Source organism: Herbaspirillum sp. FG34 (assembly GCF_057809315.1).
On sequence record NZ_JBMDJS010000004.1, the window covers coordinates 242,094 to 253,118 of the forward strand.

Consider the following 11,025-nt stretch of genomic DNA (forward strand, 5'->3'; position numbering starts at 1 on the left):
GGGATCGCCCCACCGGCCCGCGCAAGGATGCGGGCCGGTTTTCCTCACACACATTCACTCAGGACTCGGAACTGTCTCGCTTCAGGCCGCCTTCTTGGCCTTGTCATCGAAGAATTGTTCATCTTCGGTCGAACCGTGCAGCGCCGTGGTCGACGACTGGCCTTGCTGGATGGCCTGGGTCACGGCATCGAAGTAGCCGGTGCCGACTTCGCGCTGGTGCTTCACCGCGGTAAAGCCCTTGGAGGCGGCAGCGAATTCGGCTTCCTGCAGTTCCACGAAGGCCGACATCTGGTTGCGGGCATAGCCATGGGCCAGATTGAACATAGAGTAGTTCAGCGCATGGAAACCGGCCAGCGTGATGAACTGGAACTTGTAGCCCATGGCGCCCAGCTCGCGCTGGAACTTGGCGATGGTGGCATCGTCCAGGTTCTTCTTCCAGTTGAAGGACGGCGAGCAGTTGTAGGCCAGCAGCTTGCCCGGGAACTTGGCATGGATGGCTTCAGCGAAGGTCTTGGCGAAAGCCAGGTCGGGCTTGCCGGTTTCACACCAGACCATGTCCGCATACTCGGCATAAGCCAGGCCACGCGAGATCGCCTGATCAATGCCCGGATGGGTCTTGAAGAAACCTTCGACGGTGCGCTCGCCCGACAGGAAGGGCTTGTCGTTGGCATCCACGTCGGAGGTCAGCAGGTCGGCGGCTTCGGCATCGGTACGGGCGATCACCAGGGTCCTGGTGCCCATGACGTCAGCGGCCAGACGGGCGGCGTTGAGCTTTTCACAGGCTTCGCGGGTCGGCACCAGCACCTTGCCACCCATGTGGCCGCACTTCTTGACCGAAGCAAGTTGGTCTTCGAAGTGCACGCCAGCGGCACCGGCTTCGATCATGGACTTCATCAGTTCGAAGGCATTCAACACGCCACCGAAACCGGCTTCGGCATCGGCCACGATGGGCGCGAAGAAGTCGATGTCGTCACGGCCTTCGGACCACTGGATCTGGTCGGCGCGGGCGAAAGTATTATTGATGCGCTTGACCACCATCGGCACCGAGTTGGCCGGGTACAGCGACTGGTCGGGATACATTTCACCGGCCAGGTTGGCGTCGCCGGCCACTTGCCAGCCAGACAGGTAGATCGCCTTCAGACCGGCCTTCACCTGCTGCATGGCCTGGTTGCCGGTCAGCGCGCCCAGGGCGTTGACGAAGGGTTCGTTGTGAACCAGGTTCCAGAGCTTGTCGGCACCGCGCTTGGCCAGGGTGTGCTCGATTTGCAGCGAGCCGCGCAGGCGGACCACGTCGGCTGCGCTGTAGTTGCGCTTGATGCCCTTCCAGCGCGGGTTCTCTGCCCAATCGCGTTCCAGGGCCTGGATTTGCTGTTCACGTGTGCTCATGTGGATCTCCTTGTTGGTCAATATGAAGTGGCTTGAAACCGGATGAAATCGTTGATTCCATGACTTCATAGTAGGCCTGGCGGCGCGGAGCAACAATGTCTTATATAAGATATCTGTAAAATTTTTATACCAATTAAATCAATGACTTAAACGCTCTATTTTGCGATACGAAACGAAAATCCGGAGAATGAAAAAGAATTTTGATGCAGCGCACTCGAGCTTTTCACAATACGAAATGGCGATTTCGTATCGTAAAAAAGACGCCGATATGAAACCTCTTGCACGCGTATTGTTCATAGCAACGCGATCATTGATGATGCTTTTTACCGATCCGGGCCGCCAAGGCGGTACGAAATCAGCTTTTTTGTTCATCTTTCCGCTTGTTTAACTGTCTTTCTTCACCCGATGCACTCGGGTTGTCTAATTGGAAAAGAAGGCAGAGAATAAGCCCCTGACTCATTCTAGAAACGGCGATGCAACGCCGCCCTGTCTACATGCACTACGCCCTGGACATTCGCACCTTCCTCTTCAGTCATTATTTCTATACGGGTGTGCGGATCGCGATCGGGGTGGTCGGCCTGACCCTGCTGGTGTTCAACGTGGCCGACATGCCGACCACGATGACGGTCTTCCTCGGTGCACTCTGTACCAGCCTGATGGACCTGCCCAGCCCGCTGCGCCACAAGTTCAACGAAATGCTGGCCGGGGTGCTGCTCTGTACCGTGGTCATGCTGGTCATCAGCCTGTGCGCGCCGGTGCCCTGGCTGGTCAGCGCCATGATGGTGGTGGTGAGCTTCTTCGCCAGCATGATGGTGGTCTACGGCAAGAAGACCATGCCGCTGCAGTTCGCCGCGCTCATGGTGATGACCCTGTCGATGGAAAACCAGGTACCCATCACCGATGCCTTCCTGCATGCGGCCCTGTTTCTGGGCGGCGGGCTGGGTTACCTGGCCTATTCGATGACGGTGTCGTGGTTCCTGCGCCGCCGCATCAAGCAGCAGGTACTGGCCGAGGCGCTCTTCGAGCTGGCGCGCTACCTGCGCATCAAGGCCGACTTCTACGATGTCAGGCATGACCTGGCCAGCCAGTTCAACCAGCTGGTGCGCCAGCAGATCGTGGTGGCCGACAAGCAGCAAGCCTCGCGCGACCTCATTCTGCGCGACCTGCATACCAAGCAGGATGGCCTGCTGGTGCAGGTGCACCTGTCGATGCTGGAGCTCTATGAACAGGTGCTCTCGACCCACGCCGACTATGCCTTGCTGCGCCAGCACTTCGGCGAGTCCGACGTGATGATCTTCCTGCGCGACCTGGCGACCAAGGCGGCGCAGGATATCGAATCGATCGCCTATGCGATTACCCGCAAGAAAGCTTCCGAACCCAGCGTGAACTACAAGGCCGAACTGCGCGCCGTGCAGTTCGAGATGCAGGAACTGGCCCAGCCCGGGCCGCGCCAGGCATCCCGGGAAGCCCTGACCCTGCTGCGGGTGACCTACAACAAGATCGGCGACATCATTGAATTCATCGGCCAGTTGCACCAGGCCACGCAGAACCCGGTGGATCCCTTGCCCATCCTGCCGGGCTCGGACATGACGCCCTTCCTGACCCAGCAGAAATTCAAGTTCAACATGCTGCTGGTGAACCTGCGCTGGCAGTCGCCGATCTTCCGCTTTGCCATCCGCGTGGCGCTGGCGGTGACCACGGGCCTGTGGATCGCCGACCACCTGCCCTACATGTCGCACGGCTACTGGATCGTACTGACCATCGTCATCATCCTCAAACCCAATTTCAGCGCCACCAAGCAGCGCATGTCGGACCGCCTGATCGGCACCATCATCGGCTGCCTGATCACCATGCTGATCCTGCGCTTCGTGCACAATCCGCTGGGCCAGCTGGCGGTCCTGTTTGCCGCCAGCGTGGCCGCGCCCGCTTTCACCTACATCAAGTACCGTTACACCGCCATTGCCGCCTCGGTGCAGATTCTGATGCTGCTCAACCTGCTGGTGCCGGCCGGGCATCAGGGCGTCATCGGCGAGCGGCTCATCGATACCATCATCGGGGTGCTCATCGCCACGGTCTTCAGCTACGTGCTGCCGGCCTGGGAGTACCGCGACCTGCCCAAGCTGCTGCGCAACGTGCTCAAGGCCAGCCAGCGCTATCTGACGGCCAGCCGCGACCTGCTGGAAGGCAAGGTCAAGGATGACTTCTTCTACCGGGTCTGCCGCAAGGGCTTCATGGACAGCCTGGCCGCGCTCATCTCGGCCCTGGTGCGCATGATGGACGAACCGGCCACCAAACAGCGCGCCGTACGCGAACTGAACCGCTTCATCGTGCAGAACTACCTGGTGGCGGCCCACATCGCCGCCTTGCGCCTGATGCTGCGGCGTCATCAGGAGAACATGCCGCACAGCGCAGTGACCCGGCTGATCGAAGAAACCTACCTCGAAGCCAGCCAGCACCTGGCCGAAGCCCAGCGCCTGCTGGCACCCCAGCCGAGAAAGCGCGGCGGTGCCGTGGTGGTGGCGCCCGAGGCCGCCGAGGACAAGGCCCTGTCGGGCAAGATCGAACTGATCGGCCCGGTCGCGCCGGAACCGGTGCCGGTCGAAGCCAGCGCCTGGTCAGGCTGGGACAACCTGCGCCGCCGTACCAGCCTGCTGAATCAGGATCTGAAGGAAATTGTCAGCCAGACTGCGGCCATCGATCAGGTACTGCGCAAGGCGCCGGACTGAGCGGCTGCGCGGGCAGGAACAAAGGCCCGCGCGTGGCGGGCTTGCGGGTGTACCAGGGAAACTGAAGAAAAACGCTCAAAGTTGGCTGCGCGACACCAGCACTCCATCCACATCGGCATAGATCCAGTCGCCGGGATGCACGGCCACGCCGGCAATGCCGACCTTGATATCGGCATCCCCTGCCCCCTTGCGGAAACTGCGCTGCGGATGGGTGGCCAGTGCCCGGATACCGACCTCGCAGGCATTGAGTTCAGCCGCATCGCGCACACAGCCATTGACCAGGATGCCGGCCCAACCGTTGTCCTGGGCCAGTTGCGCCAGGTTGCCACCGACCAGCGCGCAGCGCAGACTGCCGCCGCCATCGACCACCAGCACCTGACCATTGCCCGGGGTCTCCAGGGTTTTGCGCACCAGCACGTTGTCCTCGAAGACCTTGAGCGTCCTGGCCGGACCGGCGAAGACCTGCCTGCGGCCGAAGGAGGCAAAGATCGGTGGCAATACGTGCAGCGTCCCGGCGGCCAGCTTGTCTTCGTTGGCGTCGCACAGGTCGCAGGTGGCAAAGCTGGCAAGGGTCATGAATTTCTCCGGAACGTTCGATGGGATGGATGGGATGGTCGGGAGCTGCGGCTGCGGTTACACCGACAGGATGCGATGCAGGCGCTTCTGGTCGAACATACGTGAATCGGCCACCCGCAGCAAGGTTTCCACATCCAGGCCGTCGTCCGGGTAGAGCGACACGCCCACCGACGCGTCCACGGTGTAGCGCTGGCCATCGCGTCCCTCGATGGGCTTGTTGACGGCGTGGCGGATCTTGTCGGCAATGCTGCGCGCCACTTCCATCTCGGTCACGCCATGCAGGTAGACGACGAATTCATCACCGCCGAAGCGCGCCACCGAATCATCATGGCGCAGGCTATGCTGCAAACGATCGGCGATGGCGATGAGGACCTTGTCGCCCTCGTCGTGGCCGTATTCATCGTTGACCGCCTTGAAGCGGTCGAGATCGATGAAGAGCAAGGCGAAATGCAGTGGTACGGCCTGCGAGCTGTTGCGACGGCGGAAATCGATCTGGGCGATCAGCGAATCGCGATTGAGGACGTTGGTGAGGCGGTCGGTGCGCAGGTTGCGCTCCATTTCCACGAAGCTTTGGGCGAGCTGGCCGATTTCATCGTTGCGGTCGATATTGAGCGCCGGGAAGGGGCTGCCGTTGCCGATGCTCTTGGCCGCCAGGGTCAGCTTGCGGATGTCGCGCAGCACCCAGCGCAGGAGCAGGAAACCGATCACGAAGGTCAGGCAGACCGCCATCAGGCCCAGGACCAGGGTCTGATAGACACCGCTGGTCACCGATCCCAGGAAGTCCGAGCGCGGTGCCGCGCTGATGGCAAGCCATGCCAGCCCGGCCGGATCGCGCACCAGGCGGAACGCCACCTCGATCTTGCTGCCCTGGCTACGTGCGCCCAGCAGGACCAGCCTGTCGGGCTCGCCCGGGTGCACGCTCAGGTAGCGCCGCACCTCCTCATAGGCTTGCCGAACCAGCAGCGAGCTGCTCTGGCTGGCATTGAGCCGCAAGGGTTCGCCGCCACCCTCGCCGGCCTGGTAGATCGGTTCATCCAGGGAGGTGGCCACCATATCTCCCTTCAACTCGGTGACAAAGGCGACCCCCTGCGCGCTCAGCGGTACCTGGCGCAACAGATCGGTCAGCTGCTGCAGGCCGATGCTGCTGTTGGCCACGCCCAGCAGGCTGCCGTCCTCGGCGTAGATCGGCTTGGACAGGTTGATGCCGACAATGGCCTTGTTACGGTAATCCACATAGACCGGTGACCAGGTCTCCCGCCCTTGCTGCACTGCCTGCAGATACCAGGGCCGCTTGCGTGGTTCGTAGTCCTGCACGGCGGTGAGCTTCATCTCGGTGCCGGGACCACGCAGGTAATACACGAAATTCTTCTCGCCCGGCTCGCGCACGCTGTACATGAACAGCGAAGGCTGCTCCTGCTTGATCCCCAGGAAACTCCCGTCGGCGCCGCCGAAATAGACGTAGCTGGGCGCGTCGAAGAGCGAATTGGCCAACCACAGGCGGTCTTCCAGCTCCTTGCGACTCTTGGGGAAAGGCAGCGCAGCGGGCGCCTGCCCGGCCTCGGCCGGCGGTACCGGCGGCGGTGCGATCACGTTGAGGGTTTCGCGGGCACCCATGGTCTGCCGGGTGATGGCCTGGCTCACGCGCCCCATCACTTCGGTGAGCGCATTGCGCGCCAGGACCTCGGTGGCGTCATCGCCGGCCCGATACAGAAACCAGCCGATGGTCAGCATCAGGCAGACCATCAGGAAGATGAACGGCAAGATGAACAGCCGCTGCAGGGACGATCGCTTCAGAATCGCCCCCATACGCCGGTGCTGCTGACGTGACCGCAATTGACGGATATGACCATGAATTCCTTGCTGCCAGCATGGCAAACCGACCCGGCCGCAGCCGCGCTGGCTTGCATCTTTCATCGATGGCGCACCGGTCTCGATAATTCAGGCGCGTCCCCCTAAGAGTGAAGTAAATATCACATTCCCCCTCGCTCGGGGAGGTTTTTTTGCAATGCGGCGTAATAAAGCACGACCGTCAACCTCGCCAGGACCCGCACTGGGCGCGGAGGAATGGAAATTCACCTGGCATTCTAAATGTATTACAACTTTCGGGAACGCCTGTCCAACACCAGGACTTGTCCTTGCACCTTTATTGCCACAAGCGTCATAAAAAAGCGGCGGGACATGAACATGTACCCGCCGCTTCTGCCCCTGCCGGCGCAGGGGCCTTCACCTCGATGACGCAGGCCCGGGCCTGCTCCTTCAAGCCTTGCTGAAGACCAACTGGCCGTTTTGCACCGCCACGTGGACCACGTCCTTGGGACCGAACTGGCCGGCCAGGATCTGCTTGGACAGCGGGTTCTCGATCTCCTGCTGAATGGCGCGCTTGAGCGGTCGGGCACCGTAGACCGGATCGAAGCCGGCCTCGGCGATCTTCTGCAGGCCGGCCTCGCTGATCTCCAGGCCGATCTCCAGCTTGGCCAGGCGCTGCTCCAGGATGCGCAGCTGGATCTTGGCGATGGCGCCGATATTCTTGGCGTCCAGGGCGTGGAAGACCACGATCTCGTCCACCCGGTTGATGAATTCCGGACGGAAGTGCGTGCGCACCTCGGCCATCACTGCCAGCTTGACCAGCGCCGGATCGCTGTCTTCCATGCTCTGGATCTTGTGCGAACCCAGGTTGGAAGTCATGACGATCACGGTGTTCTTGAAGTCCACGGTGCGGCCCTGGCCATCGGTCATGCGGCCATCATCGAGCACCTGCAGCAGCACGTTGAAGACATCCGGGTGCGCCTTCTCGATTTCATCGAGCAGGATCACGCTGTAGGGCTTGCGCCGCACCGCTTCGGTCAGGTAGCCGCCCTCCTCGTAGCCGACATAGCCAGGCGGCGCGCCGATGAGACGGGCCACGGAATGCTTCTCCATGAATTCGCTCATGTCGATGCGGATCATGGCTTCCTCGGTATCGAAGAGATAGGACGCCAGCGCCTTGCACAGCTCGGTCTTGCCCACGCCGGTGGGGCCCAGGAACATGAAGGAACCGTAGGGCTTGCTGGGATCGCCCAGACCCGCGCGGGAACGGCGAATGGCGTCGGAGACGGCCACGATGGCCTCATCCTGGCCGACCACGCGTTCATGCAGCACGTCTTCCATATGCAGCAATTTTTCACGTTCGCCCTGCATCATGCGTGAGACCGGAATACCGGTGGCGCGCGCGACGATCTCGGCGATTTCTTCGGCGCCCACTTGCGTACGGACCAGCTTGGGCTTCTCGTTCTTGACGCCTGCCGCATCCTTCTTGTTCTGCACTTCCAGGGCGGCTTCCAGCTCGGCCAGCTTGCCGTACTTCAGTTCGGAGACCTTCTGCCAGTCGCTCTTGCGGGTGGCCTCTTCCATCTGCAGGCGCACCTTCTCGATTTCTTCCTTCAGTTGCTGGCCGCCCTGGGCAGTCGATTTCTCGGCCTTCCAGATTTCTTCCAGGTCGGCATATTCGCGCTCGAGCTTCTCGATCTCTTCCTCGATCAGTTGCAGGCGCTTCTGCGAGGCTTCGTCCTTCTCGCGCTTGACGGCTTCGCGCTCGATCTTCAGCTGGATCAGGCGACGGTCGAGCTTGTCCATGACTTCCGGCTTGGAGTCGATTTCGATCTTGATCTTGGAAGCGGCTTCGTCGATCAGGTCGATGGCCTTGTCCGGCAGGAAGCGGTCGGTGATGTAGCGATGCGACAGCTCGGCGGCCGCCACGATGGCCGGGTCGGTGATGTCCACGCCATGGTGCACTTCGTACTTTTCCTGCAGGCCGCGCAGGATGGCGATGGTGGCTTCCACGCTGGGCTCGTCCACCAGGATCTTCTGGAAGCGGCGTTCCAGCGCGGCATCCTTCTCGATGTACTGGCGGTATTCATCCAGGGTGGTGGCGCCTACGCAGTGCAGTTCGCCGCGCGCCAGGGCAGGCTTCAACATGTTGCCGGCATCCATGGCGCCTTCGGCCTTGCCGGCACCGACCATGGTGTGCAGCTCATCGATGAAGACGATGGTCTGACCTTCGTCCTGGGCGATTTCCTTCAGGACCGCCTTCAGACGCTCTTCGAATTCGCCACGATACTTGGCGCCGGCCAGCAGGGCCGCCATGTCCAGCGACAGCACGCGCTTGGACTTGAGGCTGTCCGGCACCTCGCCATTGACGATGCGCTGGGCCAGGCCCTCGACGATGGCGGTCTTGCCCACGCCGGGTTCGCCGATGAGTACCGGATTGTTCTTGCTGCGCCGTTGCAGCACCTGGATGGCGCGGCGGATTTCATCGTCGCGACCGATCACCGGGTCGAGCTTGCCGGCGCGGGCGCGCTCGGTCAGGTCCAGGGTGTACTTCTTGAGAGCTTCGCGCTGGCCTTCGTCCTGTTGCGAGGACACCGAGGCACCGCCGCGCACGGCCTTGATGGCGGCTTCCAGCGACTTGCGGGTCAGGCCGTTCTCGCGGGCGGCACGGCCGGCCTCGGACTTGTCGTCCGCCAGGCCCAGCAGCACCATTTCGCTGGCGACGAACTGGTCGCCATGCTTTTGCGCTTCCTTGTCGGCCAGGTTGAGCAAGGCCACCAGCTCGCGGCCGACCTGCACTTCGCCGCCGTTTCCGGACACCTGCGGCAGGCGCTTGACGGCCGCCTGCAAGGCCGTGGTCAGGCCATTGACGTTCACCCCGGCGCGCTGCAGCAGCGAGCGGGCGCCGCCGTCATCCTGGTTCAGCAGTGCCAGGATGAGGTGAACGGGTTCGATGTATTGATTGTCGTGGCCGACTGCCTGGGATTGCGCATCGGCCAGCGCTTCCTGCAATTTGGTGGTGAGTTTGTCGAGACGCATGGTTCGCTCCAATTTTTCAATGAGATGAAAGTTGGGCCTGCGCCTGCGATTTTCAAGCAATGATCGTGCCGTCCGTTTTGATCTGCATCAGGTCGCGCGGAGTGATCATCCGGCCAATGCACGATAGCTTGCAAACCCGGCAACACAGAGCACGATGGAACCCAGCAGATGCAGTCCGGAGTGGCCGATGGCCCACAGGTAATCACCGCGCTGCAACAGGATCATGGATTCGGCCGTGAAGGTCGAGAAGGTGGTCAGTCCGCCCAGCACCCCGGTGACGGCAAATAGCCGCCATTCGGGCGCCAGCGCCGGATGCTGCTCGAAATAGGCCACCAGGAAGCCGATCACGTAGGCGCCAATCCAGTTGGCCGCCAGCGTGCCCAGCGGCACGAAGTGACCGTCGACGTTCCAGACGACCGAAATACGCCAGCGCAGCCAGGCGCCCAATGCCGCTCCCATTCCCACTGCCAGCCATCCCATGGCGCTCTCCCTTGATTGATCAGGCCAGCTGGCCGCCGCGCAGCGCCAGGCCCTGCATTTCCTCGCGCAGGCTGCCCAGGCGTTCCAGGGCCTGATGATCTTCCTGCAAGGTCTTGTCCACCGTTTCGTGCATCCAGTCCACCCAGGTGCTGATCTTGGCATCCAGATACTGACGGGAAGGATACAGTGCATAGACGCCCATGTCCTGCAGGCGATGCTGCGGCAGCACCCGTACGATGGTGCCGGCGCGCAGGGCGTCCACCGCCGAATAGATGGGCAGCACGCCAATGCCCATGCCTTCGCGGATGGCGGTGAGCATGGCCTCGGCCACGTTGACCTGGAAATTGCTCTTGACGGCAATCACCGCCCCGCCTTCCGGCCCTTCCAGCACCCACTCGTCCAGCGGCGAGATGGGGCTCACCAGTTGCAGGCAGGCATGATTGAGCAGATCGGCCGGCTGCTGCGGCACACCGTATTTATCCAGATAGGCCGGTGCAGCGCACAGCATGCTGAAGGTGGTACCAAGCTGGCGGTAAATCAGGCCGGAATCGGGCAATTCGCGCGCCAGCACCAGCGAGACGTCATAGCCCTCTTCGAGCATGTCCGGAATGCGCTGGGCCAGCGTCAGTTCTACCGCCACGTCCGGATAGCGTTTGTGGTAGCCCGAGATCGACGGGATCACGTAGCGCTGCCCGAAGCTGGTCATGGCATGGATGCGCAGGCGCCCGGAGGGCTTGACGTAGGCCGCACTGGCCTCGGCCTCGGCTTCGTCGACATAGGCCATGATCTGCTGGCAGCGCAGCAGATAGCGTTCGCCCGCTTCGGTCAGGGCGATGCGCCGGGTGGTTCGGTTCATCAGGCGCGTGCGCAGATGACGCTCCAGATCGGCCACCGCCCGCGAGACATGGGCCGTAGTCAAGCCCATCTGCTGGGCCGCCTGGGTGAAGCTGCCAGCCTCGACCACGCGCGCGAACACGCGCATGTTTTGCAGGGTATCCATCGTTTTCCTATC

At 62.1% G+C, this 11,025-nt stretch carries 8 protein-coding genes; 2 read left to right on the forward strand and 6 right to left on the reverse strand.

Translation table 11 applies throughout. The features are described from left to right. Positions 1 to 81 precede the first annotated feature (81 nt). Positions 82 to 1,386, reverse strand: coding sequence for an isocitrate lyase (gene aceA, locus ACODSZ_RS07250; RefSeq protein WP_259434944.1), 1,305 nt, complete (start codon positions 1,384 to 1,386; stop codon positions 82 to 84). Positions 1,387 to 1,573: 187 nt separating this feature from the next. Here aceA and ACODSZ_RS07255 point away from each other — a divergent pair, with 187 nt between their 5' ends. Further along, positions 1,574 to 1,774: a hypothetical protein gene (locus tag ACODSZ_RS07255; RefSeq protein WP_488927334.1), complete on the forward strand. Its 201-nt coding sequence runs from the start codon at positions 1,574 to 1,576 to the stop codon at positions 1,772 to 1,774. Positions 1,775 to 1,880: 106 nt separating this feature from the next. After that, a complete protein-coding gene (locus tag ACODSZ_RS07260; protein ID WP_008328268.1) occupies positions 1,881 to 4,112 on the forward strand; it encodes an FUSC family membrane protein in 2,232 nt (743 codons plus the stop codon). 75 nt (positions 4,113 to 4,187) lie between these two features. Here the strand turns inward: ACODSZ_RS07260 and rraA are convergent, their stop codons facing one another. From rraA to ACODSZ_RS07285, 5 genes are all read right to left on the reverse strand, one after another. After that, positions 4,188 to 4,688, reverse strand: a complete 501-nt coding sequence (gene rraA / locus ACODSZ_RS07265) for a ribonuclease E activity regulator RraA (RefSeq protein ID WP_008328267.1) — start codon at positions 4,686 to 4,688, stop codon at positions 4,188 to 4,190. Positions 4,689 to 4,745: 57 nt separating this feature from the next. Then, positions 4,746 to 6,494, reverse strand: a complete 1,749-nt coding sequence (locus ACODSZ_RS07270) for a sensor domain-containing diguanylate cyclase (protein ID WP_175342470.1) — start codon at positions 6,492 to 6,494, stop codon at positions 4,746 to 4,748. Positions 6,495 to 6,944: 450 nt separating this feature from the next. After that, on the reverse strand, positions 6,945 to 9,533 hold the full coding sequence (gene clpB, locus ACODSZ_RS07275) for an ATP-dependent chaperone ClpB (RefSeq protein WP_175342469.1): 2,589 nt from the start codon (positions 9,531 to 9,533) through the stop codon (positions 6,945 to 6,947). A gap of 105 nt (positions 9,534 to 9,638) precedes the next feature. After that, positions 9,639 to 10,013, reverse strand: a complete 375-nt coding sequence (gene crcB, locus ACODSZ_RS07280) for a fluoride efflux transporter CrcB (protein ID WP_008328263.1) — start codon at positions 10,011 to 10,013, stop codon at positions 9,639 to 9,641. 19 nt (positions 10,014 to 10,032) lie between these two features. Further along, positions 10,033 to 11,013, reverse strand: a complete 981-nt coding sequence (locus tag ACODSZ_RS07285; protein WP_008328262.1) for a LysR family transcriptional regulator — start codon at positions 11,011 to 11,013, stop codon at positions 10,033 to 10,035. Positions 11,014 to 11,025 lie beyond the last annotated feature (12 nt).